The following is a 25036-nucleotide window of genomic DNA, read 5'->3' as shown; positions in this document are numbered from 1 at the left end:
AGGCCGCCCCCATGCGCGTACCGCATGACGACGTCATACCGCAACGATCAAGAAGCGTCACGGGCCACCGGACTCCACGAGTTCAACCTGAGTAACGCGCATTCGAATCTCGCCGCCGGCGCCGTGCCGGTGTCGTCCAGCGGCCCAGGACGCCTCTACAGCGCGTGGCCGCCTACCTCGATGTCTACCCCTGAGATGGCACCTAATCGAAAGCCGTAATGATCACGTCAATTATGGCTTGAAACCCCTGACCAGTCTTGGCTCTCCAAAACGGACTTATCACGAAGCGCAGCATCCATCTTAGCCTTGAATTTTTCTTGGAGTTGCACCTTACCCATTACCTCGCCCTGGTATGAGTGCGACCCTTCAATGTAGGACTTCCACTGGACAGGACTCAAAATCCTCAGCCGACGAACGTCAGCCACGAGGGCGGGCACGCCGACCGATCAGGTGCGCGTATGTCTCGCTGCAGCCCCGCCGGCCTCAGCCACGCTGCGGGCTTTTTGGCCTCGCGTTGAGTCAAGCCGTCTTGCCCGGTCGTCGCGTAGGAGTGCCCACAACACACTGGTGCGGCGTCGTGCGAGGGCGATGACGGCCTGGACGTGTTTGCAGCCCTCACCGCGTTTCTTGAGGTAGTACTCCCGGTTGGGGCCGTCGCGGATGATGCTGGTCTGCGCGGAGAGGTAGAAGACTCTGCGCAGGCGGCGGCTGTAGCGCTTGGGGCGGTGCAGGTTGCCGGTGCGGTGTCCGGAATCGCGTGGGACAGGGACCAGTCCGGCGGCTGAGGCAAGGTGGCCGGCGTCGGCGTAGGCGGTCACGTCGCCCGCGGCGACGACGAACTCGGCTCCGAGGATGGGTCCCATGCCGGGTAGCGACTCGATGATCTCGGCCTGTGGGTGGGTGCGGAAGGCGTCGCGGATCTGCCGGTCGATGCGCTTGAGCCGGTCGTCCAGGGCCAGGATCTGCGTAGCCAGGTCGGCGACGATCTGTGCAGCGGCGTCCTCGCCGGGCAGTGCGGTCTGCTGGGCCTGGGCGGCTTCCACGGCCGTCGCGGCCACGCTGTCTGCGTCGCGGACACCTCGATTGACCAGCCAAGAGGTCAGGCGGGCCAGGCCGCGTCGGCGGAGGGCAGCTGGGGTCTGGTAGCTGGTCAACAGCACCAGTGCGCCCTTGCGGGCCGAGTAGTCAAAGGCTCGCTCCAGGGCGGGGAACATGCCCGTGAGCACGTCACGGAGCCGGTTGACCGTCCGAACCCGGTCGGTGACCAGGTCGGTTCGGTGAGCGGTCAGGAGCGCGAGGTCGGCGGCCAGCTGTGCGGGCACGTCGAGGGTGGTGAAGTCCCGGCGGTGGCGGGCGGTTTCGGCGATGACGTAGGCGTCGCGGGCATCCGTTTTGGCCTCGCCCCGATAGGCGCCGGCCACGCGGTTGACCGTCCGCCCGGGCACGTAGACGGCCCGCTGCCCGTGGGCTGCCAGCAGCGCCAGTAACAGCGCGGAGGACCTGCTGGAGATGTCCACCGCCCAGTGCACCTCGTCGGCCAGGTCCAGAATCTCGCCGAGTGCGGTCAGGATCGCCGACTCGTCATTTTCGATCTTCTTCGACCACAGAGTCGCACCGGTCTCGTCGACCACCGCGGCCCAGTGATGGCCCTTGCCTGTGTCGATACCGACCCATATCCGGGCCCGCTGTTTGCTCACGCGTCCCTCCCGCAGCCGAGTTTCTTCCGTCGGCCCGTAGGACACCCCGTCGTCAGCTCCGTAAACAGCGACCCGTTCCGCATATTTCAATCAGCGACCAGGGCGCCCCGAAGGACCGGACGGCCACTCCAGCCAAGCCACGGTCGGCAAGCTGCTTTGAAGCCACATCCGGCCCTCCCGGGCCACCGAATAACTTACGGAGCTGCTTTGGGGCGAGTGATCATGGCCCCGTAAGCTTCCGGCGTGTCGGGCAGGCTGTGGATCTGCCCGTTAAAGCACGACGTTGGGGCCATGATCTTCGAGGCTCGCGCCAAAGTGGCTGCCTAAAGCCGTGGAGCCGACCGCCCCAGACACGACATACCACTTCTCTGGCATCGGGCGGCTGCATGCTTTGAGCGCGGCACGGGCGCCGGCCGGGCTGGAGCGGGGCGGAGACAGGAGCGCAGGCCCGGCCGGGGGCCGGGCCGCGCGCGGGCGGCGCTGGCGCCGACGTACCTGACGGCCCGATCAGCAGCTGGCGGCCCAGAGACGGCCCGAGGCCACCTAAAAGCCCCCCACCCGCAGGGAATTCGCAGGTGGGGGGCTTACCGGTGTCGCGTTACTTCTTCTTGCCCTGGTTCTTCACTGCCTCGATGGCTGCTGCCGCTGCGGCTGGGTCGAGGTAGGTGCCGCCGGGGGTGAGGGGCTTGAAGTTATCGTCGAGGTCGTAGGACAGGGGGATGCCCGTGGGGATGTTCAGGCCCGCGATGTCGGCGTCGGAGATGCCGTCCAGGTGCTTGACCAGGGCGCGCAGGCTGTTGCCGTGGGCGGCGACCAGGACCGTGCGGCCGGCGAGCAGGTCCGGGACGATGCCGTCGTACCAGTAGGGGAGCATGCGGACGACGACGTCCTTCAGGCACTCCGTCTTCGGGCGCAGCTCCGGCGGGATGGACGCGTAGCGCGGGTCGTCCGACTGGGAGAACTCCGCGCCGTCCGCCAGCGGGGGCGGCGGGGTGTCGTAGGAGCGGCGCCACAGCATGAACTGCTCCTCGCCGAACTCCGCGAGCGTCTGCGCCTTGTCCTTGCCCTGGAGCGCACCGTAGTGGCGCTCGTTCAGGCGCCAGGAGCGGTGGACCGGGATCCAGTGGCGGTCGGCGGCCTCCAGCGCGAGCTGCGCGGTGCGGATCGCGCGCTTCTGGAGGGACGTGTGGACCACGTCGGGCAGCAGGCCGGCGTCCTTGAGCAGCTCACCGCCGCGGATCGCCTCCTTCTCGCCCTTCTCGTTGAGGTTGACGTCCACCCAGCCGGTGAACAGGTTCTTCGCGTTCCACTCGCTCTCGCCGTGGCGGAGCAGGATCAGCTTGTACGGTGCGTCGGCCATGCCTCAGAGCGTAATCCACGCATTCGGCCCCCTGCGGACGCGCCCGGAAGCCGGACGGTTGACGGCATCTGTTAATTGGGTGGCCCTCACCGGCGGCGCTCTCGTAAGTTGCGATCAATACCTGAGCCGCTTACATCCGGGGGTCCGTCCATGTCCGTCGCCGCACTCAGACGCGCCGCCCGGCAGACCGTGTCCGGGCTGCCCCGGGAGTTCTGGTGGCTGTGGACCAGCACCCTCGTCAACCGGCTCGGCGGCTTCGTCGCCACGTACATGGCGCTCTACCTGACCGTGCACGAGGGGTACAGCGCGTCGTACGCGGGTCTCGTCGCCTCGCTGCACGGGCTGGGCGGGGTGGTCTCCTCGCTCGGCGGCGGCGTGATGGCCGACCGGCTGGGGCGGCGGCCGACGCTGCTCATCGCGCAGTCGGCCACCGCCGCCTCGGTGGCGCTGCTCGGGTTCATGCGCGACCCCGTCGCGATCGCCGCCGTCGCCTTCCTCGTCGGCATGGCCTCCAACGCCTCGCGGCCCGCCGTGCAGGCGATGATGGCGGACATCGTCCGGCCCGAGGACCGGGTCCGGGCGTTCTCCCTGAACTACTGGGCCATCAACCTGGGCTTCGCCGTCTCCTCCATGGGTGCGGGCTTCATCGCCGAGGTCAGTTATCTGGCCGGCTTCCTGATCGAGGCGGCGATGACGGCCGTCTGCGCGGTCGTCGTGTTCGTGAAGCTGCCCGAGTCGCGGCCGGTCCGTGCCGACGAGAAGGCCGGCGAGACGGCCGGCGAGCAGGGCGGCCGTGGCCGCAAGGACGAGGTGAGTCTGCGGACCGTGCTGCGCGACGGGCGGTTCATGGCCGTCGTCGGGCTGTCCTTCCTGGTCGCGGTGGTCTTCCAGCAGGGCGCGGTCGGACTGCCGGTGGCAATGGGCTCGGCCGGGTTCTCGCCCGCCGACTACGGCATGGCGATCGCCGTCAACGGTGTGCTGATCGTCGCCCTGCAGATCCCCGTGACCCGCTTCATCGAGCACCGGGACCCGCGGCGGCTGCTCGTGATCTCCTCGCTGATCGCCGGGTACGGCTTCGGGCTCACCGCGTTCGCCGGGTCGGTCGGTGTGTTCGCGCTCACCGTGTGCGTGTGGACGCTGGCCGAGATCGTGAACGCGCCCACCCAGACGGGTCTGGTGGTACGCCTGTCGCCGGTGCACGGACGCGGCCGCTACCAGGGCATGTACACGCTGTCGTGGTCCGTCGCGGGGCTGGTCGCGCCTCTGATGTCCGGCCTGGTCATCGACCGCTTCGGCGCGGAGTGGCTGTGGGGGATGTGCGCCCTCGTCGGTACGGCCGCGGCACTCGGGTACGGGCTGCTGATGCGGCGGCTGCCCACCGAGCAGACCGCGCCGCCCTCCCCCGCGCCCAACGGCAGCGAGTCCGAGGTCCGCGCGGCCTGATCCGGAAACCGGGCCGGCGTGCGCCACGGGTGCCTGCCCGCCCCTTCAGCCCTTCACGGGCGCACGCCCCCTCAGCACCCTTCAGCACCTTCACGGATGCATGCGGGCACCCTTGAGCACCTTGTCGACCGCGTTGCGCGGCCCGTACACCGAGAGTCCCACGAGGTCCAGTTCCGCCGTGGGCACCGCCCGGACGGCCGCGCGGTTGTCCCGGTCGTTGCCCGTGCCGAACAGGTCCGAGGTGAACACGGCCCGGGGCAGCGCGCGGGTCAGGGCCCGGCCGTGGGCGGTGGTCAGCGTCTCCTTGGTGCCCTCGAAGACCAGGACCGGCTGGCGGAACATGGGCAGGTAGCGCACGCCGTCCGCGTCCTCGTAGGGCTCCCCGATCACCTCGGGCGCCTGCGCGCCGAGGCCGCTGACCAGGAACGCGGTGACGTTCAGGCGCTGCCAGGGCTCCAGGTCGGCGCGGAGCAGTACGGCGATCTTGGTGTCGAAGCGGACGGGTTCCGGGCTCTGCGTGCTCATGCAGTGAGACTGCCCGGCGGCCCGGGACGGCGTCTTGTACGTTCTTTGCATGGCCGTGCGTCCGGAAGTCTCCGCCTGGCGCCCGCGGGTCCCGGGTGTCGTGGAGGTCTTCCATGCGCGTTTCACCGAGTACGCGTACCCGATGCACGTCCACCAGGCGTGGACGCTGCTGATCGTCGACGACGGCGCCGTCCGCTACGACCTGGACCGGCATGAGCACGGCACCCCGCACGACACGGTCTCGCTGCTGCCGCCGCACGTCCCGCACAACGGCTCCCCCGCCACCCCGCACGGCTTCCGCAAGCGCGTCCTCTACCTCGACGCCTCGCGGCTCGGCGACGATCTGATCGGCCCCGCGGTCGACGGCCCCGACCTGCGCGATCCGCTGCTGCGCCGGCGCGTCGGGCAGGTGCACGGCGCGCTCGCGCGGCCGGGCGACGAGTTGGAGGCGGAGAGCCGGCTGACGCTCGTCGAGGAGCGGCTGCGGGCCCATCTGCGGCCCCGGGTCGGGGCGGCGCAGGTCCGCCGGGATCCCGCGCTGGCCCGTTCCCTGCGGGAGCTGCTGGACGAGCGGATCGCGCACGGCATCGGTCTTGAGGAGGCGGCACGGCTGCTGTACGCCCATCCGGCGCACCTGGTACGGGCGTTCAGCTCCGCCTACGGGATCGCGCCGCACCAGTACCTGATGTCACGCCGGGTCGAGCGCGCACGCCGCCTGCTGCTCGACGGGCGGGCGGCGGGCGAGGTGGCCTCGGTGACCGGGTTCTACGACCAGGCCCATCTGACCCGGCACTTCAAGCGGCTGGTGGGCGTCACCCCGGGCCGCTACCGGCTCGGCGCGCGCTGAACGCCGTACGGGCCGCGCGGGCGTACGCCGACCTGCGGACGGGAAATCGTACGCCGACCTGCGGCAGCGAAACGGAGTCCTGCGGTCAGTCGGTCGGGCGTTGCGTCAGGTGGGCGAACGCGTCCAGGTTCCGGGTCGACTCGCCCCGGGACACCCGCCAGGCGTACTCCTTGCGGATCGCCGAGGCGAAGCCGAGTTCCAGGAGCGTGTTGAAGCTGCCGTCCGCGGCCTCCAGGACCTGGCCGAGCAGGCGGTCGGTCTCCTCGGCGGTGACGCAGGACAGCGGCAGCCGGGCGGTGACGTAGATGTCGCCGAGCGGGTCGACGGCGTAACTCACGCCGTACAGCCTGAGGTTGCGCTCCAGGAGCCAGCGGTGGACGGCCGCCTCATTCTCGTCGGGGTGGCGGATCACGAACGCGTTGAGCGACAGGGAGTGGCGGCCGACGATGAGGGAGACCGTCGTCGACAGCTTGCGGGTGCCGGGGAGCTTGACCACGTAGGTGCCGGACTCGGGGCTCTCCCACTCCAGTTCGGCGTCCTTCAGGGCGCCCTCGATGACCTGCGCCGCCCGCTGCTGTGAAGCCTCACCCATGGGGCGAGCGTACGCGACGGCGGTACGCCTGGGTCGCGGCCGTGTAGACGTCGGCGGTGGCGGCGGCCGCGGTGTCCCAGCCGAAGGACTGCGCGTGCCGGGCCGCGGCGGCGCCCATGCGGGCGGACAGCGCCGGGTCCTCGGCGAAGCGGCGCAGCACGCGCGCGTAGTCGGCCGGGTCGTGGCCCCGCACCAGGAAGCCGGTCTCGCCGTCGCGCACCGCCACCGGGAGCCCGCCGACCGAGGCCGCGAGCACGGGCGTGCCGGCCGCCTGCGCCTCTATCGCGACCAGCCCGAAGGACTCGCTGTACGACGGCACCACCAGCACCGAGGCGGCCCGGAACCAGTCGGCAAGCCGTTCCTGGCCGACGGGCGGATGGAACCGCACGACATCGGCGATGCCGAGCCGGGCGGCGAGTTTCTGCAGCCCCTCGGGCTTGGCGAGGCCGCTGCCGCTGGGCCCGCCGACCACCGGCACGACGATCCGCGACCGCAGCCGGGGGCACTCGTCGAGGAGGACGGCCACGGCGCGCAGCAGCACGTCGGGGGCCTTCAGGGGCTGTATGCGGCCCGCGAACAGCGGCACCAGGGCGTCCTGCGGCAGGCCGAGGCGGGCGCGGGCGGCGGCGCGGCCGTCGGCCGGCAGGAAGCGCTCCAGGTTCACGCCCGGGTGGACCACGGCGACCCTCGCCGGGTCGGCGGCGTAGTGCCGCGCGAGTTCGCCCGCCTCCTCGGCCGTGTTGGCGATCAGCCGGTCGGCGGCGGTGACGATCTGCATCTCGCCGATGACCCGGGCGGCGGGCTCCGGGGTGTCGCCCTCGGCCAGACTGGCGTTCTTGACCTTGGCCATGGTGTGCATGGCGTGCACCAGGGGCACGCCCCAGCGCTGGGCGGCGAGCCAGCCGACGTGGCCGGAGAGCCAGTAGTGGGAGTGGACCAGGTCGTAGTGGCCGGGGCGGTGGCCGGCCCACGCCTGCATCACGCCGTGGGTGAAGGCGCACAGCTGGGCCGGGAGGTCTTCCTTCGCCAGGCCCTCGTAGGGGCCCGCGTCGACGTGCCGGACGAGCACGCCGGGGGCGAGCTGCACCGTCGGCGCGAGGCCGCCCGCGGTGGCCCGGGTGAAGATCTCCACCTCGATGTTGATCGCGGCGAGGCGCTGCGCCAGCTCCACGATGTAGACGTTCATGCCGCCGGCGTCGCCGGTGCCGGGCTGGTGGAGCGGTGAGGTGTGCACGGAGAGCATGGCCACGCGGCGGGGTCTGCGGTGCAGTCGCAGCCGCGGGGGCGTGGCCGGTGAGCGACGCCCGAGCCTGCTGACGTACTGGCTCACGTGGCGTTCCTCCTCGTCGCTGGCATGCCGTTCGCAGGACGTGGTACGCCCTTCAAGGTGGTGCAACAGCGGAGGGGGCACCTCCATTTCCCGATCGTCTTCCCGATCGCAGGCTTTACCCAACCATTACCCGTGATCGCTGAACCGTTCGATACGGGAATGCGTGGGTATCCGCGGGCGCGCTTACTCTCGTACGCATGACAGCCCGCGCCGCCGCCCCCCGCCCTCGGCTTCGCTCGAACGGGGGCGCCCCCGTCGTGGGCACGGTGACACGCGGGACGACCAATCCGAACCGCCTGCGCCGCATGGACCGTTGGATCGCCGCCACGCACGGCGCCGAACTGCGGCGCGCCGCAGACCCGGTGGCCGTCGACCTCGGTTACGGGGCCGCGCCCTGGACCGCCGTCGAACTGCTCGGCCGGCTGCGCGCCGTCGCGCCCCGCACACAGGTGGTCGGCGTCGAGATCGAACCGGCCCGGGTCGCGGCGGCCAAGCCGTACGAGCGCGCCGGGCTGCGCTTCCGGCACGGCGGCTTCGAGGTCCCCGTGCCCCGGCGCCCGCACCTCATCCGGGCCGCCAACGTGCTGCGCCAGTACGACGAGGCCGAAGTGGCCGACGTCTGGAGGCGGCTGTGCGCGCGGCTCGCCCCGGCCGACGGGCGCTCCCGCGGCGGGCTGCTCGTTGAGGGCACCTGCGACGAGATCGGACGGCGGCACGTGTGGGTGGCGCTCGGCCCGGACGGCCCGCGGACGGTCACCTTCGCGACCCGGCTCGGCTCCCTTGAGCGCCCGTCCGACCTCGCCGAACGCCTCCCGAAGGCGCTCATCCACCGCAATGTGCCCGGCGAGCCGGTGCACGCCTTCCTGCGCGACTTCGACCGCGCCTGGGCCGCCGCCGCGCCCTACGCCGCCTACGGCGCCCGGCAGCGCTGGACCCGAGCGATACGGGACCTGACGACCGACTGGCCGGTGACGGACTCACCACCACGCTGGCGGCAGGGCGAAGTGACGGTGGAGTGGAGCGCGTTGGCGCCCCGGGGGTAGGGGACGGCACTACGGGCCAAGTGGGCGCGGGGGCACCTGGGGTTGGGGACCATACGGGTATCAGCACACCGGGCCACATCGGCGCCCTGAACAAGGGGGCGTGGTGTAGGGCGCGTTGACGTCCGAGATCGGGCGGGGCGATTAGCGGCGCCTCCGGAGCCAAGGGTCCAGGTGGCGGCGGGGGCCGGTATGAACAACTGATAGTCCTCGTCCGTCGGCCGGTGAAGAGTCATCAACGCCGCACCAAGCTGCCCCTGTTCCGCGTGCCGTGACCCGGTGCGACCGAAGGTGCGCGGCACTATGCGTGGTGAGGAACGATCTACGTGAGTCGTTCGTCACAAAGACGGGAGATCGTCGTGATCGAGCGGGAAAGAGGGCAGGACTCGCCAAGTACCCCTCTGTCGCTTTACGCCGCGACATGGCACGATCCCCCCTGCGCACAAGTTACTGACGGTAAATCAGTTTGGGGTGCATGGTATGGAAACGGGCAAGCGCGGCCTGACCACGACGGCAGTGGCCGTGGTCTGCGCGATCACCGTGCTGGCGGCGCCCGGCACTGCGCTCGCGACCCCCTCGCCGACGCCGTCCACCACCGCCTCGCCGTCGAACTCCCCGAGCCTTCCGCCCAACAGGGACCTGGAGGCCGTCCGCAAGAGGCTCGACCGGCTCTACCACGACGCGGCGGTGGCCACCGACGCCTACAACGCGGCCGAGGAGAAGGCGAAGGAGCAGTCCGCCGAGATCGTCGAGCTGGCCCGGAAGATCGTCCAAGGCCAGCGCAGACTGGACGACTTGAAGGACCGCGCGGGCGCCGCGGCGCGCGCCCAGTACCGCACCGGGGGGCTGCCGCCGGAGGCCCGGCTGATGCTGAGCGACGACCCGCAGCAGTTCCTGAACGGCGCGGGACGGGTGCTCCAGGGTCAGCGGGCCACCAAGGGTCTGATCGGCGAAATGACCCGTACCCAGCATGACTTGGAGCAGTACGCGAAGGACGCCTCCGCCCAGTGGGAGAAGCTGGAGGCGGGCCGCAAGGCGAAGGCCGCCGCCAAGAAGAAGATCAAGCGGCAGATCGCCGCCGCGGAGAAGCTGGAATCCCAGCTGGAGAAGCAGGAGAAGAAGCGGCTGGCCGAGCTGGAGCGGCAGGCCGCGTACCGGGCGCAGACCGCCTGGCTCGACACCGGGATACTCAAGGAGATCACCGGCAAGGCGTCCGCGCAGGGCAAGAAGGCCGTCGCGTTCGCCTCGGCCCAGCTCGGCAAGCCGTACGAGTGGGGCGCGGAGGGTCCGGACACGTTCGACTGCTCGGGCCTGACGTCCCAGGCATGGGCGGCGGCCGGGCGGCCCGTCCCGCGCACCTCGCAGGAGCAGTGGAAGCAGCTCCGGCACATCGAGGCCGCGGACATGCGCCCCGGCGACCTCATCATCTACTTCGACGACGCCAGCCACGTCGGGATGTACGTGGGCGACGGCGCGATCGTCCACGCCCCCCGCCCCGGACGAACGGTGACGATCGCAGGCGCCGGCTCCATGCCAATCCTGGGCGTGGTACGCCCGGACGCGGATGCCCCGGGCACGTAAGCGGGGGCGCGAGGGACGCCGGGCGCGTATGCCGCGGGTGCAGGGGGCGCCGCATGCGGGGGGCCATGGACGCGCAAGCGCGGCGCGGAAGGTGCCGGACGCGTGAGCCCGGGCGCGAGGGGCCCCCGGGCGCGTAAGTCGGCGCGGCGGGCGCCGATCGCGGGAGCAGAGGGCAAAGACCCGGGGCGCGCGAGCGGGGCGCGGAAGGCGCCGGGCGCGGGGGACACCGGGTGCGTAGGCCTGCGTGGTGCCCCGGGTGCGTAAACGGGAGCAAGGGGACGCCGGCGCGTAAGCGGGGCGCGGAAGGCGTCGGGCGCGCGGGCCCGGTGCGACGGGCGCCGGGCCCGCGGGGTATGTGACGCAGCGCACGTGCTTCGGTTCGGCAAACCGCGGTGGGACGTGAGCTTCGTCATTCCGTCGGTGGCGCCACCGTGTCCAACTGCGGTACGGAACGCGGCATATGACAGTGGCCTGAGGCGGAGCGACGCGGCTCACACCATTCCGTTGCGGCGCCCAGTACCGCTATGGTCCCCGTCGGGTGGGTCGAGGTCCCTCGCCCCGCCGTGCCCTCGGGGGGAGGGAAGGAACCCAACACCATGCCCGTACCCGTACCGCGGCAGAGAGCCATTCCGGCCGCGGAGAGTGGTCAGGCGCAGGCCGGGTCGGCCGTCGGCGGCCCCCTCAAGGAAGAGGCCGACCGAAGGGAAGCCGGCGCCTCGGCCGGCGCCACCCTGACCCTGCTGCTGATCGAGGACGATCCGGCCGGTTCGCCGATCGTGCCCGAACTGCTGGACTCGGCCGGTAAGCCGATCCGCGTCCGCACCGCCCGCAACCTCACCGAGGCCGGACGGCTGCTCACCGACGACGTCCACTGCATCCTGCTGGACCTCGCGCTCCCGGCGCCCGGCCGCTCCGGCGCCGACGACGACGAGCTGGCCGTGCTCAAGCACGTCCTGGAACTCGCACCCCGGCACGCCGTCCTCGCCCTGACCGCGTCCAACGACGCCGAGCGCGGCGCCGAGGCGGTGCGCGTGGGCGCCCAGGACTACCTCTTCCGGGACGAACTGGACGGCCGGCTGCTGAGCCGGGCCATCCGCTACGCGGTGGAGCGCAAGCGTTCCGAATCGGCCGAGCGGCGGCTCGCCGAGGGGCGGCTGCGCGCCCAGGAGAACCGCCGTCTGGAGCGCGGCCTGCTGCCGACGCCCCTGCTGGAGGGCTCGTCGCTGCGCTTCGCCGCCCGCTACCGCCCCGGCCGCTCCCGCGCGCTGCTCGGCGGTGACTTCTACGACACCGTACGCACGCCGGACGGCACCGTGCACGCCATGATCGGCGACGTCAGCGGGCACGGCCCCGACGAGGCCGCGCTCGGCGTGGAGCTGCGCATAGCGTGGCGGGCGCTGACGCTGGCCGGACTGTGCGGCGACGAACTGCTCGGCACGCTCCAGCAGGTGCTGGAGCACGAGCGCTCGGACGAGGAGATCTTCGCGACGCTGTGCACGGTGGACATCTCCCCCGACGGCCGCTGGGCGGGCCTGTGCCTGGCCGGCCACCCCTCCCCGCTGCTCGCCCGCCCGGACTGCCCGGCCCGGCTGCTGCCGTACGACAACAACGGCCCCGCGCTCGGCCTGCTCCCCGCCGCCCGCTGGCCGCGCATGCAGGTGGAGCTGGGTGCGGAGTGGAGCCTGATGCTCTACACCGACGGTCTGATCGAGGGCCGGATCGGAGAGGGCGGGGAACGCCTCGGGCAGGACGGCATGGTGAGCATGATCCGCCGCCAGTTCGCCGAGGGCCTGCGCGGCGAGAACCTGCTGCGGGCCGCGGTCCACGAGGTCCGCGACCTCAACGGCGGAGAACTGACGGACGACGTGGCGGTACTCCTGCTGGACCGGACCCCACAGCCGTGACGACGCCCCCGGGCGGCGCATGGCCTGCGTGGTGTCCGTGCCCGGCGTGACGATGTGCCGGTTCCCTTTGCGGCCGGCGTGGCGGTGCCAGGGCGGGGCGGCGCCGCGTCGGTGCCGTCTGTCGCCGCTGACGTGCGGCAGCACACCCGTACAGGCGCCCAGGACCGTGGTGGGCGGCGGTCATGGCGAGGGCGGGTCAGCCGGTAGGCCCGCCGGGCGCGGTTGCCGGGAGCGCCCGGGCGGATGACGGTCAGCGGCCGCCGTTGTACGGGCCGTACGGACCGTCGCTGCTGCTTCCGCCGCGGCGGCGGCCCCAGCCGCTGCCGCCCGACACCTGCTTGAGCGCGGGCCGCACATCCACGATGTAGACGATGCTCGCGATCACGCCGATGACCGGCAGGAACGACAGGATCGAGAACAGATAGCTCACCACCAGCGCGATGGCGAGGATGATCAGCCAGAACACCTTGTTCTGCTTGTCGGCCGCGCGGAAGGCGTCCTCACGGCGGAACGCCGCGTCGAACAGCCCGAACGCGGCCAGGGCCATCAGGACGATCTTCAGCAGCCCCAGGAACCCCGCGAAGCCCAACATCAGCATGTCGCCCACCGCCCGTTCTTTCCCGACTCCTACGCGGCAACCGTACCCGTACAACGGGCCGGACACCCCAAGGGTGCCCGGCCCGTACGCGAGAGAGCCCCTTACTTGGCCGGCGGCGTGCTCTTCTTGACCGCCGGCTTCTGGGCCGGGGAGGTCTTCTGGGCCGGGGACGGCTTGTCGACCGGGGCGGTGGCCCGCTGGGCCGGGGACGCCTTCTGGGCCGGAGACGTCTTCGGGGCCGGGGTCCGCTCCGCGGGCGCCTTGTCGGCCGGGGCCTTCTTCGCCACCGGCTTCCTCGCCGGCGCCGGAGCGGGCGCGGGCGCGGGCGCGGCCTGGGCCTCGGCGGGCTTCGGCTCGGCCTTGACCGCCACCCGCTGCGTCTTCGGCTCGACGGCGACGGCCAGGTCCTCGATCTCCTCGGCGGCCTCGCCGCGCCAGGTCCGCACCGCCTGCTCGCCGTGCTCGGCGACCTTCTCATAGGTCTCGCGGGCCTTGACGGCGTACTCGGCGGCGACGCCGACGCCGCGCAGGGCGAGGTCCTGGGCGGACTCGCCGAGCTTCTTCAGATCGGCGTCGAGGGTGCTGCCGAGCTTCTTCAGGTCGCCGTCGAGGGTGCCGAACAGCTCGTTGACCTTGGACTGAAGGCTCACCTGCGCGTCCCTGGCCCTGCTCTGGAGGGTTTCCTGCGCTTCCTTGGCCCGCAGGGCGGCCCGCTCCTGCACGGCCTTCGGGTCGGTGTTGCGCACGGCCTCGATACGGGCCGGGGCCTCGCTGCGCAGCTGCTCCACCAGGCCGGGGACCTTCTTGGCCTGCTGAAGGGCCAGGTCCGCGGTGCCGGCGGCGAAGTACAGCGGGGTCGGGTTGCTGAAGGTCTTGCGCAGATCGTCGGTGATGGCCATGGTGATGGTCCTCCCGGATTCACGTTCGGCTGAGGGTTTGTGTGGTCCGCGGCGGGGCGGCCGGTGCCCTGGTCCGGCTCAACCGGCCGTCCGCTGCGGGTCGGCGTCACTGCCGTCGTCCGTGCGGGTGTCCTGCACGGCGGTGTCGTCGTGCGGGTCTTCGCGGCCGTCGCTCCCGTCGGCGCCCGCCCGCGCGTCCACCGCACCGCGGCCGGCTCCTGCGCCGCCGTCGGTGGCGCCGCCTTCGCCCCGGAATCCGTTCTCCTTGCGGAAGGACTCGTAGATCTGCAGCAGCACCTGCTTCTGCCGTTCGTCGAGGGTGGGGTCGGCGAGGATGACGGCGCGCGTCTCCACCTCGTCGCGGTCCCGCTCGGCGTCGAGGATTCCGGCGCGGACGTACAGCGTCTCCGCGGAGATCCGCAGGGCCTTGGCGACCTGCTGCAACACCTCCGCGCTCGGCTTGCGCAGCCCGCGCTCGATCTGGCTCAGGTACGGGTTGGACACGCCGGCGGCGTCGGCGAGCTGCCGGAGCGAGAGCCGCGCGTTGCGGCGCTGCTCGCGCAGGTACTCCCCGAGGTTGCCGACGTTGAGCGATGCCATACGTCCACCTTGCCCCACCCCCGCTAACAATTGCAAGCACCCCGCTTGCAAAAGTGCGTCGACACTCTCACGCTCGGCAGTCAGGATGGCTGGTGTCCTGTCTCTGTGATGTCCGGGCAGTCTCGGAGATCTCCGGGCATCTGAGCTGACGTCTCAGTCATCTCCGGGCATTTAGTGGGGTGTCTCGGTCTTCTCCGGGTACGCCGCTGCGGCTGTGTCTACGGTCGCCGTGGCTGGTCGGCGTCGTTCCGGAGGCCCGGATGGATGCGTGTGAGGTGTCGGCGGAGGACGTCGAGCTGGAGTACGTCAGCGCGGGCGGGGTCCGTGAGCGCGGGCCTCTGGGGTGTCTGTGGTCGGTCCGGTTCGAGTCGGTACGGCCTGAGCGCCGGTTTCCGGCGTTTCGGGGTCAGGGCAACTGGTGCGGCTGGTACTGGTCGGCGACGTGTGGCGGGCATGTGGGCTACGAGTCGTGGCTGGAGCGTGATCGCCTGATGCTGCTCGACTTCGACCCGCTGGTGACAGGCATGTCCTCACAGCCGTTCCGGCTGTCCTGGGCGGAGCCGGGAGGGAAGCGGGTGCGGCACACGCCGGACTTCTTCGTCCGCCTGGCCGACGGCACGGCCCTGGTGGTGGACGTGCGCCCTGATGAGCGGATCGAGCCGCAGGACGCGGTGAAGTTCGCGGTGACTGCGGCGGCTTGCCGGTCGGTGGGCTGGGACTTCGCCCGGGTGGGGACGCCGGATGCGGTGCTGATGGCGAACGTGCGGTGGCTGGCCGGCTACCGGCATCCGCGGGTACACCGCCCTGACGTCGCCGATCGCCTGGTGGAGGTATTCGTTGACGGCGCCGGTCTACTGGACGGGGCTCGGAGGGTAGGTGATCAGATCGCGGTGCTGCCGGTGTTGTTCCACCTGATCTGGCGCCGGGTTCTGACCACGGACTTGGATAGCGGGCTGCTGTCGGCGGACACGCAGGTCCGGCACGGTGAAGTGCTGGAGGGAGGCGGGGATGCCGTCGCGTCCGCGGCTGCTGCGAGCGGGTGACCTGGTCCGCTTCGACGGACGGCTGCATACGGTCGCCGCGTTGGAGGGGACTGCCGTCCGGCTGGTCGACGAGGGCCAGTCAGCGAGTGTGGTGATGCTGGCCCAGCTGCTGTCCTCCACCGGCTTCGAGGTGGTCACACCGGCCTCGGTGCGGACGGTCGTCCCACCGGCTGGAGCCCTGGAAGGACTCCCAGCCAGGGCGGTTGAGCGGGCCGAGTGGTGGCAGCGGCACCTGGTGGAGATGCTCACCGGGCGGCCCCTGGACGATCCGCACGGCCCGGTGAAACCCGAGTACGACCCGGCGGTCTGGTCCCTGCGTCAGCGGGAACTGGCGAAGGCAGCCGAGCTGGCGGCGGCGGGGACGGCGGTGTCGCTGACCGTCCTACAGGACATGCGGGCCCGGTTCGAGCGGGAGGGAGTGCTCGGGCTGGTCGACCCGCGGCTGCGGACCGTCTCGGACGGCACGGGCCGCACCGACCGGCGGGTGGTCGAGGCCCTTCGGAAGATCGTGGACGAGCAGACCGACCGGTCCACGGTCTCCGCGCAGGTGCTGCGGCGCCGAATGGAACGCCTCCTGGAGGCCGAACACGGCCCCGGAGTGGTGCCGCTGCCGTCGCGCGCGACGTTCTACCGGCTGCTGAGTGCGGTCAGCTCCGGGCGGCACACGCTGGGCTCGGCCCGCACCCGCCGCTCGCTGGCCAAGCAGCCGGACGGCATGTTCGGCCAGCTCACCGCGGCCCGGCCGGGCGAGGTGATGGAGATCGACTCGACTCCGCTGGACGTGCTGGTCGTTCACGACGACGGCACGGTGGACACCGTCGAGCTGACCGGCATCGTCGACATCGCGACCCGCACGCTGGCCGCGGCGGTGCTGCGGCCGTCGACGAAGGCGGTGGACGCAGCCCTGCTGCTGGCCCGGGCGATGACGCCGGAGCCGATGCGTCCGGGCTGGGCGGACGCCCTGCTGATGTCCCGCTCGGTGCTGCCGCACACCTCGCTCATTGCGCTGGACGAACGCCTGGCCCAGGCGGCAGCCGTCCCCGTGATCGCGCCGGAGATGATCGTCTGCGACCGGGGCAAGGCCTATATCTCCGACACGTTCCGCTCAGCCTGCCAATCGCTGGGCATCTCCTTCCAGCCCGCCCACCCCGATACCCCGACGGACAAGCCGCACATCGAGAAGACGCTGGGCTCGGTGGCCACGATGTTCATCCAGCACCTTCCCGGCCACAAGGGACGCAGCACCGAACACCGCGGCGCCCATCCAGCCGCCGAGGCGGTCTGGACGATCCACCAGCTCCAAGAACTGCTGCAGGAATGGATCGTCCACTGGCAGAACCGGCCGCACGACGGGCTCCGCGATCCGCTGATGCCCGGTAAGGCCTTGAGCCCGAACGAGAAGTACGCCGCTCTGGTCGCAGCCGCCGGGCACGTCCCGGTCGCGCTCAGCCCCGATGAGTACATCGAGCTGTTGCCCCGGCACTGGCGGACGATCAACTCCTATGGGATCCGCATCAACCACCGCACCTACGACAGCACGGAGTTGAACCCGTTCCGTCGGCAGCCCTCCGGCATGGGCCCTGACGGGCGGAGCTGGGAGGTCCACTACGACCCCTATGACATCTCCCGCGTCTGGGTACGCAACCACCGCCAAGGCAGCTGGATCACTGCTCTTTGGCGGCACCTTCGCACCGCCCCCGACGCCCATGGGCGAGCTGGCCTGGGACCATGCCCGCCGCATTCTGGCCCGGAGGGGCGCCGATCCTGTCAGTGAGGAGGAGATTGCCCAGGCCGCCCTCGCGCTGCTGGATCGGGCCAGCGACGGACCACAAGAGTCCGCGGCCATGCCGGCGGAGCCAAAGCGGGGCAGTCGCAGGGATCGCAAGGTCGCCGCCCGCACCCGCGCCACCAGTGCGCCCGACCGGCCCTGGGCGCCCCCGGACCCGCCCGAGTCCGGCAAAGACGACACCGATGAGGGCGCGGACGACGAACTCGCCGACGTCATCCCGCTGGAGATCTTCGACGCCCGGAAGGAAGCCGAACGATGGTGGTGAAACCGCCCGAGCCGGACGACGAGGACCCCGCCGGGGAACCACGCACCGACCCGTCCACCACGTTATCCGGGTGGCGGCATTTCGTGGACGCCGATCCCGCCACGTTCGACCTGCTGCCCGACGACCGGTGGCAGGCGCTGGACGGGGTGCAGAGGGATGCCTACGACGAGGCTCGCATCGCTTACCACTCCGAACTCCAGGTCGTGCGGACCTCCACGGTCAAGGAGATCGCCCACCAGGGCCGACTGCTGACCCTGCTCAACCAACGCGAACACGGGGCTCGTCGCGGACTGATCGTCTCCGGCGAGTGGACCACCGGCAAGACAACCGCCCTCAAGCAGCTCGCTCGCCTCCATGAGCTGCGCGTCCGGCAACGCTATCCGGGCAGCGACCGCATCCCGGTCGTCTACATCACCGCTCCTCCTCGTGGCTCACCCCGCAAGCTGGCGATGGAGTTCGCCCGGTTCCTCGGTCTGCCGCTCATCACGCCGCGGCACAACACGACCGACGTCACCAGCGCGGTCTGCCAAGTGCTGATCGAGGCCCGGACGGACCTGGTGCTGGTCGACGAAATCCACCTGATGAACCACGCAACGATCGCAGGCGAGGAGCTGTCGGACCATCTCAAGTACTTCACCGAGCACCTGCCCGCCACGTTCGTATATGCCGGGATCAACGTCGAACACTCCGGGCTGTTCGCCGGGATCCGCGGCAGCCAGCTCGCCGGCCGCTGCGTGCTCATCCGCACCGGCCCCTTCCCGCTCAACGCCGAATGGCGGTCGCTGGTGGCCAGCCTGGAGGGCACGTTGCGGCTGCACCAGCACGAACCCGGAACCCTGGTGCGCTGTCGAAGTATCTCCACCAGCGCAGCGGCGGCATGATCGGAAGCCTCTCCCACCTGATCCGCGCCGCAGCCGTCACCGCGATCCTGGATGGCAGCGAGCGCATCACCCGCTCCGTCCTGACCACGATCCGCATCGACCACAGCAGTGAATCCACTCAGTCCGGCCAGTCCACTCCTCGGAGATCCGCTGGATGAGCACACCCTTTCGGCCTGTGATCTTCCGGCCGTTGCCCCGGCCACTCCCCCCGTTCCCGAACGAGACCCTGAACTCGTACTGCCAGCGACTGGCCCACGCCAACCGCGTTCCCGCAGAGCGTCTCCACACCCCCTCGCGCTGGCTGGCGCACGACGACGACTCCGTCACCGCGCTTCTGCGGCGTCTGACGATCCTCACCGGCCTGCCCCGGGAGACGTTCTGGCACGCGCTGCCGGAACTGCGCTGGAGCCACGAGCACGGCATGAGCCCCCTGGGCCGCTCCCTGCCTCCGGTCGTGGCCATGCGCCTCCGACGGCGCTGGGCCTGCCGACGCTGCACGGCCACCCGAACGCCAGGCCAGCACGTCATGACCTGGATCCCCATCTACACCCACGCCTGCCTCCAGCACGGGCTCTGGATCGGCGAAGCCGTCGCTGTCACGCGCGAACAGGTCGACCTCGCGCAGATGCCGGGAACCCTCTGGGCTCAGCGTCGCCACCACCGCCTCGTCCGACGTCATGGAGAGAGAGTCACCGCTGAGTGCTTTCGGACCGGCGGCGCCCTTTGGAAACTGTTCGCAGCGCATCACTACACGCTCGTCCCGGACGCCCTTGACCAGGGACTCGCCAAGCCCCGCGGCCCCTACCTGTCCTGGGGGCCACAGCTCTACGCGGCGGCCTATCCAGCGGCCGTCACGATGATGTCGCTGGTCGCCTCCCCTGCCTGGCGATCCCTCCTCGCCGAGAGCATGTTCCCCAGCGATGTCGACCGCTTCATGAAGGAGTTCACGCGACGGCTCCCACCAGGCCACCCCGCCTATGCCACCAACCTGCCCGCCCTCCCGAGCAGGACCGGCGCCATGATCCGCCGCGTCACGCAGATCCTGCGCGAGACCAAGGCCGCCTGAAAACCGTAGGTCTCTTACGGTGCTTGCCAAGTTCGACCGTGTTGCCACTTACGACGATGCCCGGCACGGCGACTGCGCATCAGAGTGATCACGCCGACGGCCGCCGACTGTCAGTGGTGCGTGCTTCTCTGAAGCTTGCAGTCACGGAGTCCACGTAGGTTTCCGAAGCTCGATCGACGGTTGACGGAATGTCATATTCGGCGCGGTACAGCTCCGTCCTGCCAGCGGTAGAGGTCACGCAGCAGGGAAATCTCGGCGCCGTGATGGATCAGCTCCCTGTTGACGTGCAGGACCCTGTTCTCCATGGGAAACCGCTCGGGACCCACCGTGGGCGGATTCTCCAGGTCAGCCTCCGAGAGCTCGCGGACCCCCGCGTTCCATCTCCCATACATCTCATCGAGCTGTTTCAGCGCCTCGTCAGCGGTCCCCGCGTACGCGAATGTCTCGAAGTCGACATCCTGGCCGCCGAAATACCATCCGACCCGATAGCCCAGGCACGAGACGATGATGTGCGCCAGCCGCCAGGCAATCGTGGTCACCGGCGCTCGCACCGGGTCAGGGGACGCGAAGTCCATCGTCCACTCCCCCGAACCTGCCGACATCGGTGCGGCCGACGTGCTACGTGGGCGGATGCTCCAGCAGCCGCGCACCGGCTCCCAGAAGTACTCCTCATCGGTAAGACCCTCCAGCCGTGGCCGCAGGTTCTTGCGCCAGTACCAGTCCAACTGCTCCGCGAGTCGCTCACTTCTTGTCATTTCCGCACACTACATACAACGGCCTGCAGCACTTGCCTGCGGGTTCTTCAGAGAGCTCGGGAGATCCAGCCGGGGGGCTGCATCTCCCAAAGTGCAAGGTGGCCTCCGCCTACCTCAAGTACGGTGACTCGGCATGATCGAGTCCGAGATTGAGATCAGCGAGGATCTGGTCCGCGACCTGCTTCGGGAACAACATCCGGACCTGGCCGAGCTGCCCATCCGCGAAGTGGCGGGCGGCTGGGGCAACCAGATGTGGCGCCTCGGTGACGAGTTGGCCGTCCGGATGCAGCGGATGGACACGAGCCCCGATCTCCAGCTCAAGGAGCGCCGGTGGCTGCCGACTCTGGCCTCGCGCCTGCCGCTGCCGATTCCCGTCCCTCTACGGGACGGTGCGCCGTCCGAGCGCTTCCCTAAGATCTGGACCGTCATGACATGGGTCGACGGCACGCCGCTGGACCACGGCTCGATCACTCGCGGCGACCACGCGGCCGAGACGCTGTCGGACTTCCTCAGGGCCCTGCACGTGGAGGCGCCCGCCGACGCACCGACCGCTTCGGACTTCGGCGCCCACCCCAAGGACTGCACGGACGGCTTCGAGCACTTCTTCCAGGACGTTGCCCCTGCCAGCCTCGCCGACAAGATCCGTGAAGTCTGGGGCGAAGCGGTGGCGGCCCCGGAGTGGGAGGGCCCACCGGTGTGGGTGCACGGCGACCTGCATCCCGCGAACGTCGTCGTCGCGGACGGGACACTGGCGGGTGTCGTCGACTTCGGCGCGCTGGTCGCCGGCGACCCGGCGTGGGACCTCGCGGCCGCCTGGCTGCTACTCCCCGCGGGCGGCGCCTCACGGTTTTTCCACAGCTACGCACAGGCGGACGAGGCAGCGGTGCGACGGGCGCGCGGACTGGCCGCGATGAGGAGCCTGTTCCTGATGGCGATGGGCCAAGCCGGGGATCGCGGCCTGCCCGGCGGCAAGCCGAACTGGGGGCCCGCAGGCCGGTCCGCACTTGATCGTGTCCTGAAGGGCCTTTGACGTCGGCATGGATCGACTGGGCCTCCCCGCCGGCCATGCACTCGCTGACAGGGATCGATGCAGCCCGGCCATGGGGACCGCGGTCTGAGAATCTCGGCGACGGTGCGGGCTGTCTCGAAGTCGAGCAAGTTACGGATGCCGCCACGGCAGGACAGCTACCCGGAGCAAACTGAGACGATCCCAGATCCGGACGTCTCAGAGTTCTCCGGGCACCCCAGGTCAGAGGGCCCCAGATGCCCGGACCTAGCTGAGACAGGACAGTCAGGATGGCTGCCGAATCCGAACCGAGGCCGGGGTCGCCGTCCACAGGTCGTGCGGGGCTTGTGCCGCCACCACTTCGCCGCCCCACATTTGGCCTGGGCCAGAACGCCCGGAAGTCCTCAAAAGGGGGCTCGAACGAGGGGGCAGCAAGCCCTGGGGCGGCCTGCCCCACCGCCACTACCGGCTCAACCGCCGGGCCGAACTACCCGGGGATCAGCGTGTGAGGATGCAGAAGGGGTGGCCGGCGGGGTCGGTGAGGACTCGGGCCTTGGTCCCGTGTGGCTGGTGGTCCGGCTTGCCCGCGCCCAGGTCCAGCAGCCGTGCCTCGGCCTCGTCCAGGCTGTCCGTGACCTTGAAGCAGATGTGAAGCTGCTGGGGGACGATCTGGTCGGGCCAGCTCGGAGGCCGGTAGTCCGCGACCCGCTGGAAGCCGATGAAGAGTCCGTCCTCACGGTTGAGTCCGGCGAACTCGGCGTCCGACTTCGGGTGCGGTTCATAGCCGGTGGCCTGCTGATAGAACGCCATCAAGGCCAGCGGATCAGGGCAGTCGAGCGTTATCGCGACCAACTCCATCTGCAGGGACATGGCGACTCCAGGCCGATCAGTGGACTTCCGCGAAGAACACCCTAGAGACGGTTGCCTGCCATAGAGCGGGACATGTCGCGCGTACGGCTCTGGAGTGATGTGGGTCACTTGCTGTCAGGGGGAGTCGTCGGGCGGTGTCTTGGGGGCGTAGTTCGAGGGACGGAGGAGACGTCATGGTGGGGAACACCGAAGTGATCGTGATCGGCGGCGGATACGCCGGTGTCATGGCGGCCAGTCGCCTGACGCAGCGCGACGACGTGACGGTGACGCTGATCAACCCGCGCCCGGACTTCGTCGAACGGGTCCGGCTGCACCAACTGGTGGGCGGGACGCACGACGCGGTGGCCGACTACCGGAAGGTCCTGGCCGGCGGCGTCCGGCTGGTGGTCGACACGGTGACCCGGATCGACGTGGCCGAGCGCAGCGTGACATCGGCGGCCGGCCGCACGTACGGCTACGACTACCTGGTCTACGCGGTGGGCAGCGGCAGCGCCGAGCCGAGCGTGCCCGGAGCGGCCGAGTTCGCCCATCCGGTGGCCGGCCTCGAGGAGGCGCGGCGACTGCGGACGGTGCTCGACGCGACGCCCGCGACGGCCGCGGTGACGGTGGTCGGAGCCGGTCCGAGCGGCATCGAGACCGCCGCCGAACTGGCGGAGGAGGGCCGCGCCGTGACTCTGGTCTGCGGCGGGCCGCTCGGCCCCTACCTGCACCCCCGGGGCCGGCGCTCGGTCGCCGGGCGGCTGGCCCGGCTCGGGGTGACCGTGCTCGACGGCCCCGGCACGAAGGTGACGGCGGTGACACGGGATGCCGTGCGGCTCGACGACGGCCGTACGGTGCCGAGCGCGGTGACCGTCTGGACCGCCGGGTTCGGCGTGCCGGACCTGGCCGCGCGCAGCGGGCTGAGCACCGATGCCGACGGCCGCCTCCTCACGGACGAGACTCTGACGAGCGTGGACGACATCCGCATCGTCGCGGCCGGTGACTCGGCGGCGCCGTCGGACCTGCCGTTCCGGATGGGCTGCCAGTCAGCGATGCAACTGGGCCCGCAGGCCGCCGAGACGGTGCTCAGCCGGATCGCGGGCCGGCGGCCCGCACCCGTCAGTGTGGGGTTCGCCGGCCAGTGCATCAGCCTGGGGCGCCGCGCCGGCGTCTTCCAGTTCGCTCACAGGGACGACACCGCGATCGGGCTCCACCTCGGCGGACGCCCGGGCGGGAAGCTCAAGGAGGTCGTGTGCAGGAGCATCGTGTGGCAACTGGCGTACGAGGCGCGCAAGCCCGGTGTGCGCACCTGGTGGGCCAAGGACGGCAAGCGCGAACAACGGCTGCTGGCCAAGGTCTCCCAGGCCCCGGCCGCCCCTGAACGAGCGGCCTAGGCCCGGCACGCCCCGGCCCCGGCCCCGGTCGCGGGCCGGGGGAACGACCGGCGAGGACATCACCCACGAGAAGGGACTTTCCGTGCACGCACCGTTTGACGGCCGTCGGCGACCGGGGCAAGGGGAGCAAGCGGACGGCCCGGAGCTGGACGACCGGGCCGAGCCGGAAGGCGGACCCGAGGGGGGCGACCGGGCCGAGCCGGAAGGCGGACCCGAGGGGGGCGACCGGGCCGAGCCGGAGGGCGGACCGGAGGGGGGCGACCGGGCCGAGCCGGAAGGCGGACCGGAGGGGGGCGACCTGGCCGAGCCGGAGGGCGGACCGGAGGGGGGCGACCGGGCCGAGCCGGAAGGCGGACCGGAGGGGGGCGACCTGGCCGAGCCGGAGGGCGGACCCGAGGGGGGCGACCTGGCCGAACCAGAGGGCGGACCGGAGGGGGGCGACCGGGCCGCCGATCCGGCGACCGCGGCTTTCCTCGCCCACCGCAACCTGCTCTTCACCGTCGCCTACGAAATGCTCGGATCGGCGGCCGACGCGGAGGACGTCCTCCAGGAGACCTGGCTGCGCTGGGTCGAGGCCGACCTGGCGCAGGTGCGCGACCGGCGCGCCTATCTGGTCCGGATCACCACCCGGCAGTCGCTCAACCGGCTGCGCACCCTGAAGCGCCGCAAGGAGGCGTACGTCGGCCCCTGGCTGCCCGAGCCGCTGCTCACCGCGCCGGACGTGGCCGAGGACGTCGAGCTGGCCGAGAACCTGTCGATGGCGCTGATGCTCGTCCTCGAAACGCTGTCGCCGACCGAGCGGGCCGTCTTCGTGCTGCGCGAGGCCTTCGGCGTCGGCTACGACGAGATCGCGGCCGCCGTCGACAAGAGCCCCGCGGCCGTCCACCAGATCGCCCACCGCGCCCGCCGGCACGTGGACGCCCGCCGGCCCCGCCAGACGGTCTCCGCGAGCGCCACCCGGGCGGCCCTGGACGCCTTCCGGCGCGCGCTCGAAACCGGCGATCTCCAGGGCCTCCTCGATGTGCTGGCCCCCGACGTCGTGATGGTCAGCGACGGCGGAGGCATCAAGAGGGCCGCGCTGCGGCCGACCGTCGGCGCCGACAAGGTGGCCCGATTCATCGTCGGCGGCACCGGCAAGGCCGGCGTCACGATCACCGGCGACCCCACCGTGGTCAACGGCAACCCGGCGCTCCTCGTGCGCGTGGACGGCGAGTTCGACGGCGTCGTCGCGATCCGTGTCGAGGACGCCCGCATCAGTGGCCTCTACTACGTCCGCAACCCGGAGAAACTGACCCGAGTGACATCCGAAACCCCCCTCACCCTCCACTGACCTGACCACCGAGCACCGGTCTCAGCGCACCGTGGAGTTCAGCCGGCCCCGCAGCACGGCGAAGTCCGCGTCCGTGACGGGTCGGCCGCCCCGAAGGGGAGCAGCGTGCCGTCGGTGTCGAGGAAGAGAAGCATCAGGCCCAGGATGCGGCATGGCGCACGGCGTCGGCGAGGGTGAGGGGGTGGTGGAGGTGGGTGGGAGGCGGTAGCGTCCGGGGCATGACTGCCGGGTCGGCCTTGGGC

The 25036-nt window shown here is 70.9% G+C and carries 24 protein-coding genes; 14 read left to right on the top strand and 10 right to left on the bottom strand.

Annotation, left to right across the window (positions count from 1 at the left end; all coding sequences use genetic code 11):
* Window positions 1-446: 446 nt before the first annotated feature.
* Together ACIRFL_RS29025 and ACIRFL_RS29020 are read right to left on the bottom strand one after the other, a co-directional pair.
* Entirely contained in the window at window positions 447-1697 is a 1251-nt protein-coding gene (locus ACIRFL_RS29025) for an IS110 family transposase (RefSeq protein WP_404034129.1), read from the bottom strand.
* 598 nt (window positions 1698-2295) lie between these two features.
* Window positions 2296-3057 (bottom strand): phosphoglyceromutase, encoded by a 762-nt coding sequence (locus ACIRFL_RS29020; protein WP_404034127.1) that lies wholly within the window; start codon window positions 3055-3057, stop codon window positions 2296-2298.
* Between the two features lie 150 nt (window positions 3058-3207).
* Between ACIRFL_RS29020 and ACIRFL_RS29015 the strand changes: the two genes are divergently transcribed.
* Entirely contained in the window at window positions 3208-4500 is a 1293-nt protein-coding gene (locus ACIRFL_RS29015) for an MDR family MFS transporter (protein WP_404034125.1), read from the top strand.
* Between the two features lie 90 nt (window positions 4501-4590).
* Here ACIRFL_RS29015 and ACIRFL_RS29010 read toward each other — a convergent pair whose 3' ends face one another.
* On the bottom strand, window positions 4591-5025 hold the full coding sequence (locus ACIRFL_RS29010; protein ID WP_404034123.1) for a DUF2000 family protein: 435 nt from the start codon (window positions 5023-5025) through the stop codon (window positions 4591-4593).
* A 49-nt stretch (window positions 5026-5074) separates the two neighbouring features.
* On the opposite strand from ACIRFL_RS29010, the gene ACIRFL_RS29005 reads away from it, so the two are divergent.
* Entirely contained in the window at window positions 5075-5872 is a 798-nt protein-coding gene (locus ACIRFL_RS29005) for an AraC family transcriptional regulator (protein ID WP_404034121.1), read from the top strand.
* 85 nt (window positions 5873-5957) lie between these two features.
* On the opposite strand, the gene ACIRFL_RS29000 is transcribed toward ACIRFL_RS29005, so the two are convergent.
* Both ACIRFL_RS29000 and mshA read right to left on the bottom strand, forming a co-directional pair.
* Complete coding sequence (locus ACIRFL_RS29000) at window positions 5958-6464, bottom strand: YbjN domain-containing protein (protein WP_404034119.1); 507 nt, start codon at window positions 6462-6464, stop codon at window positions 5958-5960.
* Complete coding sequence (gene mshA / locus ACIRFL_RS28995) at window positions 6457-7794, bottom strand: D-inositol-3-phosphate glycosyltransferase (RefSeq protein WP_404034133.1); 1338 nt, start codon at window positions 7792-7794, stop codon at window positions 6457-6459. Before mshA ends, ACIRFL_RS29000 begins: the two co-directional genes overlap by 8 nt.
* Window positions 7795-7991: 197 nt before the next feature.
* Here mshA and ACIRFL_RS28990 point away from each other — a divergent pair, with 197 nt between their 5' ends.
* The 3 genes from ACIRFL_RS28990 (at window position 7992) to ACIRFL_RS28980 (ending at window position 12319) form a co-directional block, all read left to right on the top strand.
* Window positions 7992-8837, top strand: coding sequence for a class I SAM-dependent methyltransferase (locus ACIRFL_RS28990; RefSeq protein ID WP_404034117.1), 846 nt, complete (start codon window positions 7992-7994; stop codon window positions 8835-8837).
* A gap of 477 nt (window positions 8838-9314) precedes the next feature.
* A complete protein-coding gene (locus ACIRFL_RS28985; RefSeq protein WP_404034115.1) occupies window positions 9315-10415 on the top strand; it encodes an NlpC/P60 family protein in 1101 nt (366 codons plus the stop codon).
* Between the two features lie 596 nt (window positions 10416-11011).
* The gene (locus ACIRFL_RS28980) at window positions 11012-12319 is read left to right on the top strand and encodes a PP2C family protein-serine/threonine phosphatase (RefSeq protein WP_404034113.1); all 1308 of its coding nucleotides are present in this window, start codon (window positions 11012-11014) and stop codon (window positions 12317-12319) included.
* 250 nt (window positions 12320-12569) lie between these two features.
* On the opposite strand, the gene ACIRFL_RS28975 is transcribed toward ACIRFL_RS28980, so the two are convergent.
* The 3 genes from ACIRFL_RS28975 to ACIRFL_RS28965 form a co-directional block, all read right to left on the bottom strand.
* A complete protein-coding gene (locus tag ACIRFL_RS28975; RefSeq protein WP_351734894.1) occupies window positions 12570-12917 on the bottom strand; it encodes a DUF2516 family protein in 348 nt (115 codons plus the stop codon).
* Between the two features lie 101 nt (window positions 12918-13018).
* A complete protein-coding gene (locus ACIRFL_RS28970) occupies window positions 13019-13816 on the bottom strand; it encodes a hypothetical protein (RefSeq protein WP_404034110.1) in 798 nt (265 codons plus the stop codon).
* Window positions 13817-13894: 78 nt separating this feature from the next.
* Window positions 13895-14416: a helix-turn-helix domain-containing protein gene (locus tag ACIRFL_RS28965; protein WP_404034108.1), complete on the bottom strand. Its 522-nt coding sequence runs from the start codon at window positions 14414-14416 to the stop codon at window positions 13895-13897.
* Between the two features lie 275 nt (window positions 14417-14691).
* Here ACIRFL_RS28965 and ACIRFL_RS28960 point away from each other — a divergent pair, with 275 nt between their 5' ends.
* The 6 genes from ACIRFL_RS28960 (at window position 14692) to ACIRFL_RS28935 (ending at window position 19460) form a co-directional block, all read left to right on the top strand.
* A complete protein-coding gene (locus tag ACIRFL_RS28960; protein ID WP_404034106.1) occupies window positions 14692-15459 on the top strand; it encodes a TnsA-like heteromeric transposase endonuclease subunit in 768 nt (255 codons plus the stop codon).
* Complete coding sequence (locus ACIRFL_RS28955; protein ID WP_404034104.1) at window positions 15425-17233, top strand: Mu transposase C-terminal domain-containing protein; 1809 nt, start codon at window positions 15425-15427, stop codon at window positions 17231-17233. The genes ACIRFL_RS28960 and ACIRFL_RS28955 overlap by 35 nt, the downstream gene beginning before the upstream one ends.
* Window positions 17234-17303: 70 nt before the next feature.
* Window positions 17304-17513: a hypothetical protein gene (locus tag ACIRFL_RS28950; protein WP_404034102.1), complete on the top strand. Its 210-nt coding sequence runs from the start codon at window positions 17304-17306 to the stop codon at window positions 17511-17513.
* A complete protein-coding gene (locus ACIRFL_RS28945; RefSeq protein ID WP_404034100.1) occupies window positions 17504-18394 on the top strand; it encodes an ATP-binding protein in 891 nt (296 codons plus the stop codon). Before ACIRFL_RS28950 ends, ACIRFL_RS28945 begins: the two co-directional genes overlap by 10 nt.
* Window positions 18391-18552 (top strand): hypothetical protein, encoded by a 162-nt coding sequence (locus ACIRFL_RS28940; protein ID WP_404034098.1) that lies wholly within the window; start codon window positions 18391-18393, stop codon window positions 18550-18552. The genes ACIRFL_RS28945 and ACIRFL_RS28940 overlap by 4 nt, the downstream gene beginning before the upstream one ends.
* 32 nt (window positions 18553-18584) lie before the next feature.
* Window positions 18585-19460 (top strand): hypothetical protein, encoded by an 876-nt coding sequence (locus tag ACIRFL_RS28935; protein WP_404034096.1) that lies wholly within the window; start codon window positions 18585-18587, stop codon window positions 19458-19460.
* A gap of 191 nt (window positions 19461-19651) precedes the next feature.
* On the opposite strand, the gene ACIRFL_RS28930 is transcribed toward ACIRFL_RS28935, so the two are convergent.
* Window positions 19652-20215, bottom strand: a complete 564-nt coding sequence (locus ACIRFL_RS28930) for a DinB family protein (protein WP_404034094.1) — start codon at window positions 20213-20215, stop codon at window positions 19652-19654.
* 133 nt (window positions 20216-20348) lie between these two features.
* Here ACIRFL_RS28930 and ACIRFL_RS28925 point away from each other — a divergent pair, with 133 nt between their 5' ends.
* On the top strand, window positions 20349-21245 hold the full coding sequence (locus tag ACIRFL_RS28925; RefSeq protein ID WP_404034092.1) for an aminoglycoside phosphotransferase family protein: 897 nt from the start codon (window positions 20349-20351) through the stop codon (window positions 21243-21245).
* Window positions 21246-21719: 474 nt separating this feature from the next.
* Here the strand turns inward: ACIRFL_RS28925 and ACIRFL_RS28920 are convergent, their stop codons facing one another.
* Window positions 21720-22091 carry a VOC family protein gene (locus ACIRFL_RS28920; RefSeq protein WP_404034090.1) on the bottom strand — a complete coding sequence of 124 codons (372 nt, stop codon included), beginning with the start codon at window positions 22089-22091 and terminating at the stop codon, window positions 21720-21722.
* Between the two features lie 173 nt (window positions 22092-22264).
* Here ACIRFL_RS28920 and ACIRFL_RS28915 point away from each other — a divergent pair, with 173 nt between their 5' ends.
* The gene (locus tag ACIRFL_RS28915; RefSeq protein WP_404034088.1) at window positions 22265-23464 is read left to right on the top strand and encodes an NAD(P)/FAD-dependent oxidoreductase; all 1200 of its coding nucleotides are present in this window, start codon (window positions 22265-22267) and stop codon (window positions 23462-23464) included.
* A gap of 406 nt (window positions 23465-23870) precedes the next feature.
* Window positions 23871-24794, top strand: a complete 924-nt coding sequence (locus ACIRFL_RS28910; RefSeq protein ID WP_404034131.1) for an RNA polymerase sigma-70 factor — start codon at window positions 23871-23873, stop codon at window positions 24792-24794.
* The last annotated feature ends 242 nt before the right edge of the window (window positions 24795-25036 follow it).

Origin of the sequence: Streptomyces sp. NPDC102462 (assembly GCF_044765425.1) — a bacterium.
Classification (GTDB): domain Bacteria; phylum Actinomycetota; class Actinomycetes; order Streptomycetales; family Streptomycetaceae; genus Streptomyces.
This window is presented reverse-complemented; position numbering and strand designations above follow the sequence as displayed.

What these genes read in the sequence shown, in the direction of transcription:
- ACIRFL_RS29020 (WP_404034127.1), bottom strand. Translation starts at nt 3,057, where the DNA reads ATGGCCGACGCACCGTACAAGCTGATCCTGCTCCGCCACGGCGAGAGC.
- ACIRFL_RS29015 (WP_404034125.1), top strand. Translation starts at nt 3,208, where the DNA reads ATGTCCGTCGCCGCACTCAGACGCGCCGCCCGGCAGACCGTGTCCGGG.
- ACIRFL_RS29010 (WP_404034123.1), bottom strand. Translation starts at nt 5,025, where the DNA reads ATGAGCACGCAGAGCCCGGAACCCGTCCGCTTCGACACCAAGATCGCC.
- ACIRFL_RS29005 (WP_404034121.1), top strand. Translation starts at nt 5,075, where the DNA reads ATGGCCGTGCGTCCGGAAGTCTCCGCCTGGCGCCCGCGGGTCCCGGGT.
- ACIRFL_RS29000 (WP_404034119.1), bottom strand. Translation starts at nt 6,464, where the DNA reads ATGGGTGAGGCTTCACAGCAGCGGGCGGCGCAGGTCATCGAGGGCGCC.
- ACIRFL_RS28990 (WP_404034117.1), top strand. Translation starts at nt 7,992, where the DNA reads ATGACAGCCCGCGCCGCCGCCCCCCGCCCTCGGCTTCGCTCGAACGGG.
- ACIRFL_RS28985 (WP_404034115.1), top strand. Translation starts at nt 9,315, where the DNA reads ATGGAAACGGGCAAGCGCGGCCTGACCACGACGGCAGTGGCCGTGGTC.
- ACIRFL_RS28980 (WP_404034113.1), top strand. Translation starts at nt 11,012, where the DNA reads ATGCCCGTACCCGTACCGCGGCAGAGAGCCATTCCGGCCGCGGAGAGT.
- ACIRFL_RS28975 (WP_351734894.1), bottom strand. Translation starts at nt 12,917, where the DNA reads ATGCTGATGTTGGGCTTCGCGGGGTTCCTGGGGCTGCTGAAGATCGTC.
- ACIRFL_RS28970 (WP_404034110.1), bottom strand. Translation starts at nt 13,816, where the DNA reads ATGGCCATCACCGACGATCTGCGCAAGACCTTCAGCAACCCGACCCCG.
- ACIRFL_RS28965 (WP_404034108.1), bottom strand. Translation starts at nt 14,416, where the DNA reads ATGGCATCGCTCAACGTCGGCAACCTCGGGGAGTACCTGCGCGAGCAG.
- ACIRFL_RS28955 (WP_404034104.1), top strand. Translation starts at nt 15,425, where the DNA reads ATGCCGTCGCGTCCGCGGCTGCTGCGAGCGGGTGACCTGGTCCGCTTC.
- ACIRFL_RS28950 (WP_404034102.1), top strand. Translation starts at nt 17,304, where the DNA reads ATGCCGGCGGAGCCAAAGCGGGGCAGTCGCAGGGATCGCAAGGTCGCC.
- ACIRFL_RS28945 (WP_404034100.1), top strand. Translation starts at nt 17,504, where the DNA reads ATGGTGGTGAAACCGCCCGAGCCGGACGACGAGGACCCCGCCGGGGAA.
- ACIRFL_RS28940 (WP_404034098.1), top strand. Translation starts at nt 18,391, where the DNA reads ATGATCGGAAGCCTCTCCCACCTGATCCGCGCCGCAGCCGTCACCGCG.
- ACIRFL_RS28930 (WP_404034094.1), bottom strand. Translation starts at nt 20,215, where the DNA reads ATGACAAGAAGTGAGCGACTCGCGGAGCAGTTGGACTGGTACTGGCGC.
- ACIRFL_RS28925 (WP_404034092.1), top strand. Translation starts at nt 20,349, where the DNA reads ATGATCGAGTCCGAGATTGAGATCAGCGAGGATCTGGTCCGCGACCTG.
- ACIRFL_RS28920 (WP_404034090.1), bottom strand. Translation starts at nt 22,091, where the DNA reads ATGTCCCTGCAGATGGAGTTGGTCGCGATAACGCTCGACTGCCCTGAT.
- ACIRFL_RS28915 (WP_404034088.1), top strand. Translation starts at nt 22,265, where the DNA reads ATGGTGGGGAACACCGAAGTGATCGTGATCGGCGGCGGATACGCCGGT.